The organism is Curvivirga aplysinae (assembly GCF_009711445.1).
In the GTDB taxonomy this organism is placed as follows: domain Bacteria; phylum Pseudomonadota; class Alphaproteobacteria; order UBA8366; family Aestuariispiraceae; genus Curvivirga; species Curvivirga aplysinae.
This window is the reverse complement of record NZ_SMMC01000149.1, coordinates 1-19,706: the sequence shown is the minus strand read 5'-3', so window position 1 is coordinate 19,706 and position 19,706 is coordinate 1. Positions and strand designations below refer to the sequence as shown.

The 19,706-nt window shown below is 40.6% G+C and carries 17 protein-coding genes; 11 read left to right on the top strand and 6 right to left on the bottom strand.

All coding sequences use genetic code 11. The features are described 5' to 3' along the window. Positions 1 to 1,985 (top strand): ATP-binding protein (locus tag E1160_RS05770; protein WP_155154056.1); only part of this gene is annotated, 1,985 nt, incomplete at its 5' end. 31 nt (positions 1,986 to 2,016) lie between these two features. Continuing rightward, a complete protein-coding gene (locus E1160_RS05765; RefSeq protein WP_155154055.1) occupies positions 2,017 to 2,901 on the top strand; it encodes a Dyp-type peroxidase in 885 nt (294 codons plus the stop codon). 41 nt (positions 2,902 to 2,942) lie between these two features. On the opposite strand, the gene E1160_RS05760 is transcribed toward E1160_RS05765, so the two are convergent. The 5 genes from E1160_RS05760 to E1160_RS05740 form a co-directional block, all read right to left on the bottom strand. Next, entirely contained in the window at positions 2,943 to 3,611 is a 669-nt protein-coding gene (locus E1160_RS05760) for a hypothetical protein (RefSeq protein WP_155154054.1), read from the bottom strand. 96 nt (positions 3,612 to 3,707) lie between these two features. After that, on the bottom strand, positions 3,708 to 4,127 hold the full coding sequence (locus tag E1160_RS05755; RefSeq protein ID WP_155154053.1) for a DUF192 domain-containing protein: 420 nt from the start codon (positions 4,125 to 4,127) through the stop codon (positions 3,708 to 3,710). A 43-nt stretch (positions 4,128 to 4,170) separates the two neighbouring features. Beyond that, positions 4,171 to 5,973 (bottom strand): ABCB family ABC transporter ATP-binding protein/permease, encoded by a 1,803-nt coding sequence (locus E1160_RS05750; protein WP_155154052.1) that lies wholly within the window; start codon positions 5,971 to 5,973, stop codon positions 4,171 to 4,173. Between the two features lie 123 nt (positions 5,974 to 6,096). Further along, on the bottom strand, positions 6,097 to 7,539 hold the full coding sequence (locus E1160_RS05745) for a sodium:proton antiporter (RefSeq protein ID WP_235914053.1): 1,443 nt from the start codon (positions 7,537 to 7,539) through the stop codon (positions 6,097 to 6,099). Positions 7,540 to 7,666: 127 nt separating this feature from the next. Then, a complete protein-coding gene (locus tag E1160_RS05740) occupies positions 7,667 to 8,197 on the bottom strand; it encodes a Panacea domain-containing protein (protein ID WP_155154050.1) in 531 nt (176 codons plus the stop codon). 190 nt (positions 8,198 to 8,387) lie between these two features. Between E1160_RS05740 and E1160_RS05735 the strand changes: the two genes are divergently transcribed. The 9 genes from E1160_RS05735 to E1160_RS05695 all read left to right on the top strand — a co-directional run bounded on the left by E1160_RS05735 (position 8,388) and on the right by E1160_RS05695 (position 18,928). After that, entirely contained in the window at positions 8,388 to 9,047 is a 660-nt protein-coding gene (locus E1160_RS05735; RefSeq protein WP_155154049.1) for a cupin domain-containing protein, read from the top strand. Positions 9,048 to 9,168: 121 nt separating this feature from the next. Continuing rightward, positions 9,169 to 9,990, top strand: coding sequence for a dienelactone hydrolase family protein (locus E1160_RS05730; RefSeq protein WP_155154048.1), 822 nt, complete (start codon positions 9,169 to 9,171; stop codon positions 9,988 to 9,990). 209 nt (positions 9,991 to 10,199) lie between these two features. Continuing rightward, positions 10,200 to 10,673, top strand: coding sequence for a (2Fe-2S)-binding protein (locus E1160_RS05725; RefSeq protein WP_155154047.1), 474 nt, complete (start codon positions 10,200 to 10,202; stop codon positions 10,671 to 10,673). 37 nt (positions 10,674 to 10,710) lie between these two features. After that, complete coding sequence (locus tag E1160_RS05720; protein WP_155154046.1) at positions 10,711 to 13,083, top strand: xanthine dehydrogenase family protein molybdopterin-binding subunit; 2,373 nt, start codon at positions 10,711 to 10,713, stop codon at positions 13,081 to 13,083. Positions 13,084 to 13,095: 12 nt separating this feature from the next. Further along, the gene (locus E1160_RS05715) at positions 13,096 to 13,887 is read left to right on the top strand and encodes an FAD binding domain-containing protein (RefSeq protein WP_155154045.1); all 792 of its coding nucleotides are present in this window, start codon (positions 13,096 to 13,098) and stop codon (positions 13,885 to 13,887) included. 122 nt (positions 13,888 to 14,009) lie between these two features. Further along, a complete protein-coding gene (locus tag E1160_RS05710; protein WP_155154044.1) occupies positions 14,010 to 14,927 on the top strand; it encodes an AAA family ATPase in 918 nt (305 codons plus the stop codon). Positions 14,928 to 14,936: 9 nt separating this feature from the next. After that, positions 14,937 to 16,259, top strand: a complete 1,323-nt coding sequence (locus tag E1160_RS05705) for a vWA domain-containing protein (protein ID WP_328597127.1) — start codon at positions 14,937 to 14,939, stop codon at positions 16,257 to 16,259. 3 nt (positions 16,260 to 16,262) lie between these two features. Then, a complete protein-coding gene (locus E1160_RS05700) occupies positions 16,263 to 17,315 on the top strand; it encodes an XdhC family protein (protein ID WP_155154043.1) in 1,053 nt (350 codons plus the stop codon). Next, positions 17,312 to 18,928 carry an NTP transferase domain-containing protein gene (locus E1160_RS05695; protein ID WP_155154042.1) on the top strand — a complete coding sequence of 539 codons (1,617 nt, stop codon included), beginning with the start codon at positions 17,312 to 17,314 and terminating at the stop codon, positions 18,926 to 18,928. Before E1160_RS05700 ends, E1160_RS05695 begins: the two co-directional genes overlap by 4 nt. Here the strand turns inward: E1160_RS05695 and E1160_RS05690 are convergent. Then, a partial coding sequence (locus tag E1160_RS05690; protein WP_155154041.1) for an alpha/beta hydrolase occupies positions 18,914 to 19,706 on the bottom strand: 793 nt, incomplete at its 5' end. The two genes, E1160_RS05695 and E1160_RS05690, sit on opposite strands and share 15 nt — an antisense overlap.

The following is a 19,706-nucleotide window of genomic DNA, read 5'->3' as shown; positions in this document are numbered from 1 at the left end:
TGAATGAATCGAAAGCACACAAAAAACAAAGTTTACTTTCGACCTTCATTGGTCATATCAATTTACTGCCTTTCATAATTGCGCTCGTGTTAAGTAGTCTTTTTTTATATTCGTGGCAAATCATCAAGGATGAAGACGACAAACGACTGCTTACCGAAATAAACGGTCATTTACAGCATTTCTCAACACAAATAAAATCCCATTTCGACTCTCGATTTGCTCTTGCCTATTTTTTGCAAGAAAAATGGGCCAACGAACAATTCCCAACACAATCTTCATTCGAAAATGAAGCTCTGCGAATTCATAATCTTTATCCTGATTTTCAAGCCATCAATTGGCTAGACAATGATCTAATCATTAAATGGGTGGTACCATTAAAAGGTAATGAAGGTGCATTACGATTAAACATTGGGAAACTAGAATTCCCACGTATTGCTGCACGCACAGCTTTAATAAAAGATAGGCTTATCACCACTCCACCATTAAATCTTGCACAAGGTGGTAAAGGTTTTGTTGGGTATCTTCCCGTCAAAGTCAAAGGAGATAATCAAGGTTTTTTAAATATCGTTTTTAAAGCTGAACCAGCCGTTGAAGCAGCTATATCTGAAAGTTTTGAAAAGCATTTAATTTTAAATATATATGATGGAGAAAAACACGTCATACCTTATACTCAAGGATTGCCAGATCCGAAATTCACCTTATCACAAACAATAAATGTTGGGTCCCGTGAATGGAGATTAGAAGTTAGCCCTTCAGGGTTATCAACAAATTCCTTAAGAGAATATCTCGAATACTTCTATCTGATCTTCGGTCTATTTTTCATATGTATAGTTTCGCTGCTTATCCGCATATTAATGCAGAGACAGATTTCATTAAAGGAACAAGAACAAAGGTTCAAAGATTTAGCCGTGATTAGCTCTGATTGGTTTTGGGAGTTAGATGCTGACTTAAAATTCTCTTATGTGTCACCCAAATATACAGAGGTAACAGGCGATACTATAGAAGATAAAATTGGAAAGTATCGATGGGAAGTCGGCAATCGAAATACTGCTGATACGGAATGGACACAACATTTAGAAGATATGAAAAATAGACGTATCTTCAAAAACTTCGAATATGCCATTACCCTACAAGGTGGCGAAGTAAAGCATTACAGATTATCTGGGCTTCCTTTATTTGATCTCAATGGCACTTTTACAGGATATCGTGGTAGTGGGACGGATATCACTAAGTTTAAAAAATCTGAATTAGAAAGACAAAAAGCTTTACATGATTCAGAAAAAGCAAACCTATCTAAGTCTCGCTTTTTAGCAACTATGAGCCATGAATTACGCACGCCGCTCAATGCAATTCTTGGCTTCAGCGAAATGATCAAAGATGAATTAATTGGCAAAATTTCACCAAAAAAATACGGAGAATACGCCACAAGCATCCATCAAAGCGGAGAGCATTTATTATCTCTAATCAATGACATTCTAGATATTTCTGCCATTGAAGAAGGTAAGTTCAACTTCAATCCTGAAGAGTTCAATATCATAGAATTGACGGAAAATTGCATTAAAACACTTGCGCTGTTGGCAGAAAAAAAGAATGTCTCAATTGATTTTCAACATGAAGAAAATGTGGCATCGCTTTCCGCTGACAAGCGCGCACTAACTCAAATAATAATCAATCTACTCAATAATGCGATAAAATTTAATAAAGAATTTGGAGAAATATTCATTAGCATGAAAGAAGACTTACCCTCTTCCTCTCTGATCTTTATAATTCAAGATACAGGTCAAGGTATTAAAAAGACAGACATCCCAAATGTAATGAATCCATTTGAACGTGGTCATCAAACAGCCCTAACCACGCAAGAAGGAACGGGTTTAGGACTAACGATTGTGAAATCTCTTGTAGACCTTCATCATGGCCATATATCCATTGAAAGTGAAGTAAACAAAGGCACAATAGTAACGGTAAAACTTCCGTTAAAACAATAGATCTAAAAACAATTCAAAAAATGAGAAATTAATGACTTCAGCATCCTCTCAAAACGCTATTCTGGCACCAATTCCCAAACATGCCCGTATTATCGAATTTTCACTCAAACAAGATACTACAACCACTCAACTAATCAGCATCTTAGAAAAAATCAATTATTCCACAGATATGCTGATTGGTTTGGGCCCCGATATTATCAAGTTATTTGGAAAAGAAGTGCAAGGCTTTCATTCCTTCAAATCTTATCAAGAAATAGAATGTGCAATCCCTGAAACACAGGCCTCATTAGCAATACGCATAGAGAATGAAGATTGTGGAAAGATAGCGAAATCAGCACGGGAAATAACTGCCGTTTTATCTGAGTGTTTTGCAATCGCACGTACTCAGAATAGTTTCATATATCTAGATGGACATGATCTAACTGGATATGAAGACGGCACCGAAAATCCAGATGGAGATGACGCTGAAAAAACTGCATTAATTTCAAGTACAAATCCTAATTTGAATGGATCAAGTATTTTAACAATTCAACGTTGGGATCATGACATTCCTTCGCTTCAAAACCGACCTCAAGACGAACAAGATCATATAATTGGACGCCGTTTAAGCGACAATGAAGAACTTGATGATGCCCCACAATCTGCACATGTTAAACGAACAGCTCAAGAAAGTTTCGAACCGGAAGCCTTCATTTTACGTCGCAGCATGCCATGGTCTGATGAGAAGGGAGAAGGTTTGCTGTTTATGTGCTTTAGTGCAAACCTCTATGCTTTTGAAGCCCAACTAGAACGAATGATTGGTCTTGAAGACAATATTATTGATGGACTTTTCAAATTTTCTACACCAAAAACTGGCGCACATTATTGGTGCCCCCCAATTCAGAATGAACAGCTAAATTTGAATTTCTTACGATAAAATAAAACCTCGCTAGTTAGCTAGCGAGGTTCATTAATTCTTTATCCGATAATCTCGAAAGATCTTAATGATTCAGCACGCCAATCCGCAAGCATTTCAAGCATGACTTCATTATTTGTGTCAAAGTCCGCGCACTTATATCCCAACTCATCAAGTGATATAAAATAAACGGCTTCTAAACGTCTGGCATCCTCTGGGGTATTATTTTCGATAAATCGACGAACAAACAAATCCGTTTTCGGCATATCATCTGATAATGCATATGTATCCAAATTATTGATAGCATCACCAAACAATACTTTCTCATCAGCTGATAAATCTCGGTTTTTCGTGATACAAGTATCATATCCTGTTACTCGCTTACGGCCTTGCGTAATAACAGCCCCTGGTGGTGGTGTTTGATCAGCATCAATCTCGGTATAAGATAGTTGCATATACCGATTTTTCATATCGTCCATTCGTCCTTTATATATCCAGATTTCTTCGCCTTTTTCTTCGAAATCCTCATGATCAACAAACTCAAATTCATACGATATGTTTACATTCACATAAACTGGTGAATATTTCTCAATAGAGTTGAACTGATCAATAGTGTTCCCCATTTCGACAGGGCGATCTAACTCCGGATGAAAAAAAGCACAAGCAGTTAGTGACGTAACAGCAATGGTATAAAGCGCAATTTTTCCTGCATATTTGAAATATGATTTCATCCAGTTTTCCATTCAGTTTAAGATGCCAATCCCATATATACATTAGACCTAACTAAGATATATAAAATTGTATCTATATGATTTGTCATCTATTAATCAAGGGCGATTCGTAAAAATTTTATAGTCAACGTAATCACCTACTTTTATTTTTTTGGCTTTTGCTTGCCCACCTGCAAGCTCTATGACCGCCCTAACAGGCTCTCCAGCAGAGATTGCAGTTAAATCTCCGGGCACGGCCCGATGATGAATATAAGTGATTTTTCCATCGCTTCGCACAAATAACATATCAAGGGGGATCAGGGTGTTTTTCATCCACATTGCCGCTTCATATGGAAAACCATAGTCAAACAACATTCCCTTACCATCTGCCAGCTCTGTACGAAACATCAATCCTTGTTTACGCTGTTCATAATCAGATGCAATTTCCATCTCAAAAGAAACAGGACCATTGTTTGTTTTAATAATAACGGTATCCCTTCCAAAGGTTACACCTCCAGCAAATGACATATTGGTCATGAATAAACTTATTAATAAAACGAATGTGCTTTTTTGGAACACGTTACTCACCAGATGCTGCTTCTTGTTGTCTCGTCCACATTTCAGCATAGATTCCATCAAGCGCCAATAAATCTTCATGCTTGCCTTTTTCAGCAATTTCACCGGCCTTTAAAACTATAATCTCATCAGCATCAACTACGGTCGAAAGTCTGTGTGCAATAACCAATGTTGTGCGCCCTTCACTCACCTGGCGTAAACTTTTCTGGATTTCACGTTCGGTCGCTGTATCCAATGCAGAGGTGGCCTCATCAAATAATAAAATTTCAGGCGATTTCAATATTGTACGTGCAATAGCCACACGTTGTTTTTCGCCACCAGAAAGCTTCAAACCACGTTCACCAACCATACTGTCATATCCATCAGGTAAGGCTTCGATAAAGTCATGAATACGCGCAAGTTTCGCAGCTTCTTTTACTTCTTCAATTGTAGCATTAGGACGCCCGTAGCGAATGTTATATAAAACCGTATCGTTAAACAAAACCGTATCTTGTGGCACAATACCAATCGCGCCACGCAAAGTAGATTGTTTTACATCTTTAATATCCTGCCCATCAATCTGGATATGACCACTTTGAGAATCATAAAATCTGTACATCAAACGACTAATAGTAGATTTTCCTGCTCCACTAGGACCTACGATTGCTAATGTCTTTCCTGCCCCAATATCAAACGACACATTCTTTAAAATTGGTCGCCGAGCATCATACCCAAAAGAGACATCCTTGAAACTTAAACAACCTGAAGATATTGCTAGAGGCTTTGCATTTGGTGCATCCGCGATTTCCTGAGATACATCCATTAACGTAAACATATCTTCCATATCTGTCAGAGATTGGCGAATTTGACGATACACAAAGCCAAGGAAATTCAGTGGTAAATATAATTGAATAAGATAGGTATTCACGAGAACGAAATCCCCGACAGTCATATCACCATTTTCTACGCCATAACCAGCCATCGCCATCAAGGCCACAAGACCAATTGCAATGATGCCTCCCTGTCCGATATTCACTGCGGATAGACTGGTTACCGATCGAACAGCGGCTTTTTCATAACCTTGCATAGCCATATCATAACGTGCTGCTTCATGTGCCTCATTTCCAAAATACTTTACTGTTTCATAGTTGATCAAACTGTCAATTGCTTTGGTGTTGGCTTCAGTATCCTTGTCATTCATCTGGCGGCGATATTTCAGACGCCATTCAGTGACCCACATCGTAAATGCAATGTAAGAAACGATCGTCACAAATGTTACAAGTGCAAAGTAAAAATCAAATAGGCCCCACAAAATCCCACAAACCAGAAAGATTTCAACAAGGGTCGGTAAGATATTAAATAAGGTGAAATTCAGAAGAAACTCAATTCCCTTCACACCACGCTCAATAATCCGACTTAAACCACCAGTTTGTCTTTCCAGATGAAATCTTAATGAAAGCCCATGTAGATGCTTAAAAATCGTCAAAGCAACTTGGCGAATTGCTCGTTGAGAGACTTTCGCAAAGAATGCTTCTCGTAACTCTTGGAATACAACCGTCATCAAACGTGCAAGGCCATATCCTAACAGTAAATAAATTGGTACTGTAACCAAAGCTTGTTCGGTAACTGTTAAAGCATCAACAGCTTTTCCATAAAATATAGGTACGATCACATTGGCTGCTTTTGCCCCCATCAAGCAAATCAGTGCCATAACAACACGAAATCGAATATCTCCTGCGTTTTTCGGCCATAAATATGGTAACAAAGCCTTAAGTGTATTCCACTGACGGCGGCCCTTGCTCATGCCTTCTGTTGCAATCTGATCCATGATCCCATCTCATTTTTATTCTGAAGTTTGTTATAGTTAAGAATTAATCCCCAAAAAGCAATGAGGCGGCAGAAAAACTTTCTACCGCCTTACTTCATTCAAAACATTTTATACCCGTCAATCTTAGAAAAACACAAAAGTTACTAAGACAAAGCATGGAATGAGAATAATAAAAGACCACCCCATATACCCAAAGAAGCTTGGCATTGCCACACCGCGCTCTTCAGCGATAGAGCGAACCATAAAGTTTGGCGCATTACCGATATAAGTATTGGCACCCATAAATACTGCTCCAACCGAAATCGCTAATAGAGTATTGGTTAAAGGTCCCATCAGTTCAACAGGGTCACCACCAGCCGTGTTAAAGAAAACCAGATAGGTAGGTGCATTATCTAAGAAACTAGAAAGGATACCCGTAAGCCAAAAATACATCACGTTGACCGGTTCACCGCTTTCACTTGTCACCGCATTGATAACAAATCCAAGAGCCCCATCACTGCCCGCTTTTAAAATTGCAATTGCTGGCACTATAGTAATGAAGATACCAATGAACAGCTTGGCAACTTCTTGAATTGGAAACCAAGAAAAACCATTCGCAATACGGCTATGAATATCTGTAAATTTCCAAGAAATTGCGGCTAGCGAAAGCAGAATAATATCTCTTACAATATTCTGTAACTCCACATGGGTGTGATAAATCTCAAACGATATACCCGGTTTCCAAAAACCACTTAATAAAACAGCCCCAACCACACCAGCTAGAAAAATTATGTTTTGCCCACCTTCGATTTTAATGCCGTCAGGTTCATCTGAATGTAATTCATCTAAAGAAGGTAGATCACCTTCCTTTTTATAATAGTAGCTATCCAGCAGGAAAAAGACGGCTAATAATATAGTAGACACAAATACCATCGGTAAAAACATTTCTTGTGTCGCCCAAAAGAAACTGACTCCCTTCAAGAATCCAAGGAACAATGGTGGGTCTCCAAGTGGCGTTAAAGAGCCACCGATATTTGCAACTAGGAAAATAAAGAAAACAACGACATGGACTCTATGGGTACGCCATTCATTTGCACGTAACAAAGGCCGAATTAAAAGCATAGCTGCCCCTGTTGTGCCCATCCAACTGGCAATCAATGTACCAAAAGCCAAAATGGCAGTATTCACAAGCGGCGTTCCACGTAATTTACCACGTAATCGCACACCGCCTGCAACGGTAAACAAAGAAAACAACAAGATAATAAACGGAATATATTCTAAAAGAATAACATGTAATATTTCATATAAGGTGACTTGATAACCAAAAAATATAACAAACGGCACAATCAAAGTTGCTGCCCATCCTAAAGCAATTTTGCCAAAGTTATGATGCCAAAAATTCCCGGCCACCAAAGGAAAAACAGCAATCGATAGTAACATACCTGCAAAAGGAATGACCCAATATAGGTTTAACAGAGAACCATCTAACTTGTAACTCGCCGGACCGCCTGCTGCAAAGGCAATATCATCGGTTCCTACAACTAATATCGCTGTTAGAAGTCCAAGGCGTAACATTCCGCGCAACATGAAAACTCCCTCAATCATATTTCAAGTTTTATTTTGAAATGATCATAGGGCCAAGTAGAGAACTTCACAAAAACTATTTTATTATAAACAAGAAATGAAAACGAAAGAGCACTTAAATATCAGTATATTACTTACGGTTAGTCGGTTTAGCAGCCGCTTTAGCGCCAGGTAACCATTTAGCCAATTTACGGCCATCAGGCGCGGTCACAGTCTTCTCTAATTTCTTCTGATCTTGCCCCGTAAAGAAACGTGCAATTACGCGATGTGGAATTTCTTCATTAACGCCACGTTTTATAGCCTCTCTGTATATCTTATGATTTTGAATCTGTTCATTCAAATATTCTGTATTGTGATGACAATATTTACGCCAGACATTTGAAAGAAAATGCTCCACTTCCGGCGGTAAAGGTGGTCTGTCTCCTTTAGGTGCACCAAGTTCTAACATTCGATAAACATTTGGTTCAATCGGACCTGTATCATCCACAATGAATGTAGCCGGCATTAATTTCCGACCATGATGCATAGCGGCGTATGATCCATAGGCAATATAAAGAATGCGCTGCAGTTTTTGAGGTTGCAGATACATATCTTCTTTTCTCGCTTGTTCAGCAAACCAAAGAGCAACATCAATTGCAGAAAATATAATAGAACTGGTCATCTATATTCCACGAAAATAAGACTTAAGGATACCATTACTTAAGAATAAAGTAACAAGTATGCCAAAGCAAATATTGTACCACGTAAATCATATATTATCACTCTGCTCACGATTTTGTCATATCTGTTTTTCCTTGAAGATTTTCCATTTAACCCAATATGCAGTAATGTTTCAAAGCGGAGTAAAAAACATGCAAATCAATCACGATTTAAATCAACGCGTCGTCCTGAACACGAATGAAATAGAATGGGTAAAAACACGCATGAGTGGCGTTGAGCGACGTATGCTAGATCGTGATGGTGCTGAATCCGGCCGTGCAACCAGTATCGTAAAATTTGCACCAGACAGTTATTTTGAAGAACACGGTCATCCGGGTGGCGAAGAATTCTTGGTTCTGGAAGGTGTTTTTTCTGATGAATCCGGTGACTACGGTCCCGGCATGTATATCAGAAATCCTATTGGGTCCAAACATAAGCCCTATACGAAAGATGGATGTACCATTTTAGTAAAATTATGGCAGATGGAAGAAGAAGACCAAGACTGGGTTAAAAAAGATACAAATAAATCTGAATGGTTACCAGGTTTAGTGCCTGGCTTAGAAGTTATGCCGTTACATAATTTCAAAACTGAAAATGTGGCTTTGGTTAAATGGGAAGCAGGCGCTGTTTTTAATCCTCATAAACATTGGGGCGGCGAAGAAATATATGTGCTGGAAGGCACGTTTGAAGATGAACATGGAAGTTATCCCAAAGGCACATGGATACGTAGTCCTGATGGTAGTTCCCATCATCCCTACACAAAAGAAGGTTGTACAATTTTTGTAAAGACAGGCCACTTGATACAAAATTAACCTCACAAATATTTCATTCGACACTGAATATGCCTGTTTTACAATTCGATCTAATACGCTTGCGACCTCGTATAGAGATGCAAGATCAAACTTAGAACGCATCTATGAACAGGAGACTCAAATGTGTGATATTATGAGCTGTAATCAAGACAGCGACCTACCCCCGATTGAAATTACCGATGACCAACGACGCACCTTTTTAAAAGGTATGGCAGCATTACCAATTGCAACCGTTTTATTTCATCCCCAACTTGCATCGGCCCAAGCATCCATGTTGGATGAAGTGACAATTAAGAATGGAATGGGTAAAGAAGTTAAAGCGACAATTGCTATGCCCGAAAAACTTCCTGCCCCAACCGTGATCCTTATTCATGAATGGTGGGGGTTAAACGACAATATCAAAGCAATGGCAGCCGAATATGCAAAACATGGATTTATTGCATTAGCCGTTGATCTTTACGATGGCGGCGTCGGCACAAAACGAGAAGAAGCCCTGGCTTTAATGAAATCCGTTAAACAGGCAGAAGCGGAAGATACACTTAAAAGCTGGGCCGAATTCTTGCGAAATCATAAAGATTCAACAGGCAAAGTTGCGACACTTGGTTGGTGTTTTGGTGGGGCTTGGTCCTTAAATGCCTCTATTGTGGCTGATGTAGATGCAACTGTTATTTATTATGGTCGTTTAGGACGTAGTGTAGAAGACTTGAAAAAACTAAATGCACCCGTGCTTGGTCATTTTGGCACCTTAGATAAATCAATCGATGCAAAAATGGTGGGCGAGTTTGAGGCCCGAATGGATGAAGCAGGCAAATCTGATCTATTGGAAATCCATTGGTATACGGCTAATCACGCTTTTGCCAACCCTACTGGCAGTAGATATGACGCCGATGATGCGGAATTATCACTCCATCGTACATTAGCATTTTTACATAAAAACCTATAGTTTTCATAACTATTTTCAATGTCGCGTCGTGATTGTGCGGCGCGACATATCTTATTTGGATAACAAATTAACTTTTCTCTTCTTGACCTGAAATTCATTCCGCCGCAAACTGTAAAAAATAAAACAAAAAACGGCTTCAGAACGACATTTTATTTCTTAATGTTACTAATCTGAGGGATTGGATCTCAAACAGGAGGAGTGTAAAGTACATGGTCAAAATCTCCATGACTGTGAATGGCAAAAACGTTGAGGGGGAAGTTTCTCCTCGTACATTGCTTGTAGAATTTATTCGTGAACATCTAAAACTAACTGGCACTCATGTAGGATGCGACACAAGCCAATGTGGTGCATGTGTTATCCATGTGGATGGCGATTCAGCAAAAAGCTGCACCATGTTGGCAGTTCAGGCTGATGGATCAAACATCATTACAATCGAAGGTCTTGCAAATGGCGAAGAAATGCATCCGATGCAAGCAGCCTTTAAGGAAAACCATGGATTACAATGTGGTTTCTGTACACCGGGCATGGTGATGAGCGCGATTGACCTTGCCAATAAAAATGGCGATCTCACAGAAGAGTTGGTACGCGAAGGCCTAGAAGGCAATATCTGCCGCTGCACCGGTTACCACAATATCGTGAAATCTGTGTTGGATGGTGCCAATGCAATGAAAGCAGCTGAATAAGCCGCCTATTCTTAACATTCGAATATGGGAGCAAACCATGAGTGATACAGGAATCGGCGCTGCAGTTCGCCGGAAAGAAGATTTTAGATTTCTAACTGGACAAGGAAATTATACAGACGATATCAATCGTCCAAACCAAACCTATGGGTATATTGTCCGTAGTCCCTATGCACATGCAACAATCAATTCGATAGATACATCATCCGTCAAAGAAGCAGATGGTGTCGTGGCCGTCTTTACAGGTGAAGACATGCAAGTGGGCTCCATTCCATGTGGTTGGGGTGTGAACAATAAGGACGGCAGTCCTATGAATGAACCATTCCACCCTGCCCTTGCCCAAGGTAAAGTTCGTCATGTCGGCGATCAAGTAGCAATTGTGATTGCAGAAACATATGCCCAAGCCAAAGATGCAGCTGAGTTATTGGAAGTTGACTATGAAGAACTACCAGCGTCCATTAACATGGAAAATGCTGTAAATGGTGGTCCAGCGGTACATGATGATATACCAAGTAACCTCTGTTATGACTGGGAATTAGGTGACGAAGCAGAAGTAAATGCTGTTTTTGATAACGCTCATCATATCACTAGTCTTGATATCGTAAATAATCGTCTTGTTGCAAATCCGATGGAACCGCGTGCTGCTATTGGTGAATATGATACAGCAACAGGCGAATATACATTATTTACAACCTCACAAAACCCACATGTGATCCGTCTTTTGATGGGCGCTTTTGTATTACAAATTCCCGAACATAAATTACGCGTTGTGGCACCTGATGTTGGTGGCGGCTTCGGTACAAAGATTTATCACTATGCCGAAGAAGCAATCGTGACATGGGCGGCAGGCCAGATAAAACGTCCGATAAAGTGGACATGTGAACGTGCAGATGCCTTTGTTTCTGATGCACATGGTCGTGATAACTTGACCCATTGTGAATTGGCGTTAGATGCAGATGGTAAGTTCATCGGATTGCGCGTTTATACAAAAGCAAATATGGGGGCGTATTTATCTACTTTCTCAACTTGCGTACCAACATATCTGCATTCCACCTTATTGGCAGGTGTTTACACAACACCTGTGATCTACAGTAATGTAAAAGCTGTATTTACCAATACAGTACCTGTAGATGCATATCGCGGCGCTGGTCGTCCAGAAGCAACATATTTGTTAGAACGATTGGTTGATCGTGCAGCACGTGAAATGGGTATCCCACAAGATGAAATTCGTCGTAAAAATTTCATTCCAACGGACGCTTTTCCTTATCAAACACCGGTGGCATTGCAATATGATAGCGGTGATTATTTCGCGACCCTTGAAGGTGCACAAAAAATGGCTGATGTGGATGGTTTTGCGGCTCGTAAAGCAGAGGCCGCAAGTCGTGGTAAGTTACGTGGCCTTGGCTATTCCACTTATGTCGAAGCTTGTGGTATCGCGCCTAGCGCTGTGGTTGGTTCCCTTGGTGCGCGTGCAGGTTTATTTGAATCCGCCAATATTCGTGTTCATCCTACAGGTTCCGTTACCGTTTACACAGGGTCACATAGTCATGGACAAGGCCATGAAACAACATTTGCCCAATTGGTATCTGACACACTTGGCATTCCAATTGAAAATGTAGATATAAGTCACGGTGATACCAACAAAGTGGCATTTGGTATGGGGACTTATGGGTCTAGATCACTGGCCGTTGGTGGTGAAGCCATGATGAAAGCCCTAAATAAAGTCGTTGATAAGGCAAAGAAAATTGCTGCTCATGTCCTTGAAGCCGATGCAGGTGACATAGAATTTGCCGATGGTAAATTCGCTGTCACAGGCACGGATAAAGAAATGGCCTTTGGCGATGTTGCTCTTACAGCTTATGTGCCACATAATTTCCCACATGATGAGTTAGAACCGGGGCTTGAAGAACAAGCTTTCTATGACCCTAACAATTTCACCTTCCCCGGCGGTTGTCATATTTGCGAGGTGGAAATTGATCCAGAAACAGGTGTTACTGAAATTGTGTCCATGTCCGCAATGGACGATGTAGGTCGTGTTATCAATCCAATGATTGTGGAAGGTCAAATTCAAGGTGGCCTCGCCCAAGGGATTGGACAGGCCTTACTTGAAGGCGCTGTTTATGACGAAGATAGCGGTCAGCTTTTAAACGGTTCTTATATGGACTACACAATGCCACGTGCGGATGATTTACCTAGCTTTAAAGTTGGTACCTCTGAAACACTTTGCGCCCATAACAGCCTAGGCGTAAAAGGGTGTGGTGAGGTTGGCGCCATTGGTTCACCTCCATCCGTTATCAATGCGATTGTTGATGCACTTTGGGATTTAGGGGTCACCGACATTTCCATGCCTGCGACACCACAGAAGGTGTGGCATGCAATCCAAGATGCTAAAATGGCTCAAGCAGCAGAATAAGGAGATTTGATCATGTACGAATTTAACTATGACAAAGCTAATTCCGCTGCGGATGCAGCAAGCAAATTAGCAGCAAGTGATGATGGTAAAGTTCTAGCAGGTGGGCAAACATTAATCCCAACCATGAAACAACGCTTAGCAGCCCCCGAAGATGTGATTGATCTGGCGAGTGCCGGATTGTCAGGCATCGCTGTTGATGGTGATATCGTTGTGATAGGCGCTATGACAACGCATGCAACAGTTGCGAGTAGTTCAGATGTTCAATCTGTGATTCCTGCCCTTGCAGAATTGGCAGGGAATATAGGTGATAACCAAGTAAGAACCCGTGGTACAATTGGTGGATCGATCGCAAATAACGATCCTGCAGCTGATTATCCTGCTGCTTGTATGGGATTAGGCGCAACGATCATTACGACCAAGCGTGGATTATCTGCAGAAGAATTCTTTACCGGTCTGTTTGAAACCGCTTTGGATGAAGACGAAATCATCACTGCGGTAAAGTTTCCTAAAGTGGATAGCGCCAACTATCAAAAATTCCCAAACCCAGCATCTCGTTATGCTTTAGCAGGTGTCTTCGTGGCCAAAACAGGTAGTGAAGTGCGTGTTGCAGTAACTGGCGCGGGAAATGATGGTGTCTTTCGTGCACATAAGTTGGAAGAAGCTTTAGCCGCTAATTTTTCTGCTGATGTTGTTGATATTTCTCCAATGCCAGAAGATTCAATGATAGAAGATTTACATGCTTCAGCTGCTTATCGAAAAAACTTGATTGGTGTGATGACCAAACGCGCTGTGCAAGCTTGTTAGCCTTGATTGTATCTAACTCATTAAGGGCGCCTGAATTTTCGGGCGCCTTTTAGTTTTGTATATAGCCGAAGACATCAAAACTTATTATCCTATGAATAAGCAAACTATATTTTGGGGGTACCATGTCACTATCTATGCCATCATCCGTTGCTGAGACCTTAAGTCTCATGGAACAAGGAAATTACGTGGCTGATCGCTCTTTAACGAATGCCCTCTTCCTAGCATTAAAACTTGGCCGCCCTCTTTTTCTCGAAGGCGAAGCAGGTGTTGGTAAAACAGAAATAGCTAAAGTGTTAAGCCAATGTTTAGGGCGTAAATTAATTCGCTTGCAGTGTTATGAAGGACTAGACGTTAGCTCCGCAGTTTATGAATGGAATTACGCGCGTCAAATGGTCGAAATTCGCATGAGTGAAGCTTCTCAGGAGATGAATAAAAAACAACTGCAAACAAATTTGTTTTCTGATCAATTCCTTATAAAGCGTCCTATTCTTCAAGCACTAGAAGAACAAGAAGAAGGTCCGCCTATTTTACTAATAGATGAACTGGACCGTACAGACGAACCTTTTGAAGCTTTCTTGTTGGAAGTGCTTTCTGACTTTCAAGTAACCGTGCCCGAAATTGGCACAATTAAAGCTAAGGAACCTCCTATCGTAATCATCACATCTAACAGAACACGTGAAATTCATGATGCAATTAAACGTCGTTGTTTTTATCACTGGGTAGATTATCCAAATGCGGAACGAGAGTTAGATATTTTGAAACGCAAAGCTCCCGATGCGCCAGAACAACTATCAGAACAAATTGTTGGTTTCATCAACAAACTTCGTAACCTAGACCTATTTAAGCTTCCCGGTGTGGCGGAAACCATTGATTGGGCACATGCTCTTACGCAGTTAGATCGTATGGCTTTGGATCCAGATACAATAAACGACACACTTGGAACGATTTTGAAATACCAAGATGATATTCAACGAATTCAGGGAACAGAAGCTTCCCGACTTCTTGAAGAAGTGAAAACTGATATGATGAAAGCGAGTTAGATTTCGCCGATGTCTGATACAACGCCTAAAAACTTCCAACTTGCCGAAGATAAGACGGCAACCAACTTACCTGAAGCAAATTTATTTATGCATCAGGCTGATGGTGGGCGGATGGCAGATAACATCATGCATTTTGCCCGGGTCTTACGGAAAGCTGGTCTACCAGTAGGACCCGGAAAAACCTTAGATGCAATCGAAGCTATATGTGCCGTAGGCTTAGGGACTCGTGAAGACTTTTATTGGACCTTACACGCTGTATTTGTGCATCGACGCGATCAGAGAGAAATATTCGACCAAGCCTTCCATGTCTTTTGGCGAAATCCAAATTTTCTCGAAAAAATGATGCAAATGATGCTACCAAGCTTCAAGACAGATGACATGGTTCAAGAAAATCCGCGAGATAATATGTCGCCACGAGTTACAGAAGCAATGAAAGGTGAAAAGCCACCTCCTATTTTGCCAGATTTGGATAATATGGGCGAAGAAGTAGAATTAGATGCTTCCATGACTTTTTCTCGACAAGAAGTATTATCAACTAAAGATTTTGAAAAAATGACCAATGCTGAACTCGCTGAAGCAAAGCGAGTGATGTCTCAATTAACGCTTCCTATTGGCGAAGTTATGACACGACGCTACAAGCGTAGTCATTTGAACAAAAAAGTGGATATGCGATCAACATTGCGTGCCTCATCTCGTCGCGGTGGCGATATGATTTGGCTTCGCCACAAGACCCCACGTACCTTACCACCACCTTTGGTCGTACTTTGTGATATTTCAGGATCAATGGAAAAATACTCACGAATGTTTCTGCATTTCCTACATAGTTTAACCAATGATCGAGACAGAGTGCACAGTTTCCTATTTGGGACGCAACTGAATAACATCACGCGACATTTACGTTATAAGGATCCAGATGAGGCCATTGCCAAAATCGGGGAAAATGTAAAGGACTGGTCAGGAGGCACACGTATAGGTCAAAGCCTTCATGAATTTAATAAGTTTTGGGGACGTCGCGTCTTAGGGCAAGGTGCTTGGGTGTTGTTAATTACGGATGGACTAGATCGCCAAGGTGCGGAAGGTGTTGAAATGGAAATGGAACGACTACACAAATCTTGTCGGCGATTGGTATGGCTAAATCCATTACTCCGATACAATGAATATGCGCCCAAAACCAAGGGTGCAAAGGCTCTTATTAAACATGTTGACGATTTCCGTCCGATTCATAATTTAGAAAGCTTATCACAACTTGCAAAAGCGCTTGCTGATGACCATGTAATGGGTCACAAAACAATGGCGCGATGGCGTCAGAAAGCATTAAGCGAACAGGATTAAAAAATGACAGGGGAAACCTGCACAGTACAACAAATCCATTCAAAAAATGAATTACTTCTTAAAGCCGAAGAATGGCTGCAAGAGGGCAAAAAGGTTGCCATTGCAACAGTCGTTCAAACATGGGGTTCCTCACCACGGCCTGTTGGCAGTCAGTTAATTGTCAATGAAGATGCTCAATTTGAAGGTTCCGTTTCTGGTGGTTGTATTGAAACATCTGTTGTCACAGAAGCTTTAGATATTATGGATGGCGCTGATCCTCAAATTATGGAATTTGGCGTTTCTGACGCAATGGCCTGGGAAGTTGGACTGGCTTGTGGTGGCACGGTCAAAGTGTATGTAGAAAACATTAATCAACAAGTATTGCCTGCCTTTCATAGAATTATTGAAGCACAGAAAGATGGGGAGGCTATTGTATGTCTTACAAATCTTCATACAGGCTCCTCTGTTGCTTATGAATTAAATGATGAACTTCCGGAAACGTATCTGCAGTTAAGCGACAATGTAGATAAAGCAATCCGTATGGATAGAGGTCACTTAGTGACTTTGGAAGATGGCACCGAGATTTTCATCAATCCTTACAATCCACCAATGCGTATGTATATCACAGGCGCGGTCCATATCTCGCAAGCTCTTGCACCGATGGCGAAAGCGACTGGATATGATGTCACTCTGATTGATCATCGGACCGCCTGGGCGACAGAGGAGAGATTTCCAAATATCAAGATTGACCAAAGATGGGCTGATGAGGTTTTAGACGAAGCAAATCTTAATCATCGTTGCGCTGTAATTACCTTGACACATGATCCGAAACTCGATGATCCGGCCTTAATCTCTGCCCTAAAATCCAAAGCGTTTTATATCGGTGCGTTGGGCAGTAAAAAAACGCATGCAGCACGTGTTGAACGTCTTGAAAATCAAGGCTTCAATCAGGAAGAAATAAGTAGAATTGATGCACCCATCGGTTTGGATATCGGCGCATCCTCTCCTGCGGAAATAGCTATCGCCATTCTTGGACAAGTAACCCTTTCTTTACGAGGTTCAAAGGGCAACAAATGAAATTTGAAGACTGCTCCATTTCAGCACTAAAACCAGGTTTTCTTTTAGCCCATAGCTTAAAGACAAAAAACTTAAACTTTAAGAAAGGGCGCTCTCTTTCTGAGTTAGATATTCAAAACCTTAAAAAAGAAGAATTTGAGTTTTTAACAGTCGCTATTCTTGAACAAGATGATGTTCATGAAGATCAAGCCGCTGCTTTTTTATCAGATGCAATAAATGCATCTCATCTAGATATTGCAGCACCATTTACGGGACGAGTAAATATTGTAGCTAAACATTCGGGGATTTTCACCCTGTCCGTAGACGATGTTATTAATTTTAATATGATTGATGAAGGCATTACGATAGCGACATTACCAAATCATTCATTTGTACAATCAAAACAATTGGTTGCCACTATAAAAATCATACCATTCGCAGTTTCTCAAACTAAACTCAATGAAGCAATAAATCATTTAAATAAAGGACAACTGCAACTAAATGTCTTTCAGCAGAAAAATGTCACTTTGATTCAAACGAATCTCCCTTCTGTCAAACCATCGGTACTTGATAAAACAACGCGGACTCTTCAAAATAGACTTGATCAATTGTCAGCTCAAATGATCGACGAAGAGCGTATTCCTCATCAGGTTGATCACGTAAAACAAGCATTAGAAAATATATCCGATCAAACAGACCTGATTATTTTAACTGGCGCATCAGCTATTACAGATAAACGCGATATTATTCCTACGGCAATTATTAGTGCTGGAGGTAGTATTCAACAATATGGCATGCCTGTTGATCCAGGAAATCTACTTTTATTAGGGTCCTATAAAGATAAACCAGTAATTGCTATGCCAGGCTGTGCGCGCTCACCCAAATTAAACGGATTTGATTGGGTCTTACAACGTGTTTGCGCTGATATACCAATTAATGAACGTGATATGGCCAGTATGTCTATTGGTGGCTTATTAAAAGAAATCCCTAGCCGCCCTGCCCCACGCCATCAAAACGAACAAAAATATTCATCGGGCAAAGCTGCTAAATTTGGTATTATATTGTTAGCGGCAGGACAGTCTCGTCGAATGGGAAAAGACAATAAATTGCTAACCCAATACAATAATAAAGCTTTGCTTGATCACGCATTAGAATGCATTCATGAAACCAATATAGACGATTTAATCGTTGTAACAGGTCATGCACCCGAAGAGATAAGCAACATTTTGTCCAAATATAAACTATCCATCATTCATAACCCTGACTATGAAACTGGCATCGCATCTTCACTCAAGACAGGTATCTCAAACCTACCGCGTGACTGTGATGCTGTAATGATCTGTCTAAGCGATATGCCGCTTCTTAAAGCCCACGATTTAGAACTGATTATGGCAAGTTTCTCCAAAGAAGATAATCGAGAAATATGTATTCCCACCTTTGAGGGAAAGCGCGGAAATCCAGTATTAATTGGAAACCGTTTTTTCCCGGAAATCATGGAATTATCCGGCGATATTGGTGCAAAACCGGTCATCAGTGCCTATCCGGATTTCGTATGTGAGGTTCCCATGCCTACCGATGCGATATTGGTAGATACAGATACTCCTGAAGCATTACGTGACTTACATACCCGTTAGAGGCGGATTGTTATTGATGAATTTTGTAACTTCTTTCAACGCACCAAATTCATAAAGCCCCACATGCTCGCCCTCAGGATAAATTACGATATCCGAATTACTTGAATCTGCTGATTCATAAAGTTTTTGTGCAAACTTTAGAGGTATGGTCTTATCTTTTGCCCCATGCAAAATTAAAACAGGCGATATTAAGTTTCCAATATATTTATAAGATTCAAAACGATCTTTTAATAGATATTTTACTGGCAAGTACCAGTAATGGTCAGCAGCCACATCAGTAATTGAGGAATATGGACTTTCCAATATAATACCTCTAGTTACATTATTTTGAGCGAGGGAAACCGCTATACCACTCCCCAAAGATTCCCCATAAAAGATCATCTCTTTGGTGTTATGTCCCTTATTTATTAGCCAATTAATAACATTTTGACCATCACGCAATAACGCTTCCTCACCCGGTTGACCTCCAGCCTGAGCATTATAGCGATATGATGCGATTAAGAACCCATATCCTAAATCCCGGAACATACGCAACCGATCAGCCCGATCCCCAATATGTCCTGCATTCCCATGAAAAAATACGATTAATGGTTTATCAGGACCTCGCGGTGGTAGATACCAACTTAGTAACCCCAGACCATCATGGCTTTGAATGTAAACAGCCTTAGTATTCTGAGACAAACCATATTCCTGTAGTGCAGGAATTGTATCATTAGGATGATACATCAAACTGCGTTGCAGCTTATACATACTTAACAGTACAAGTAGGTATAAAACT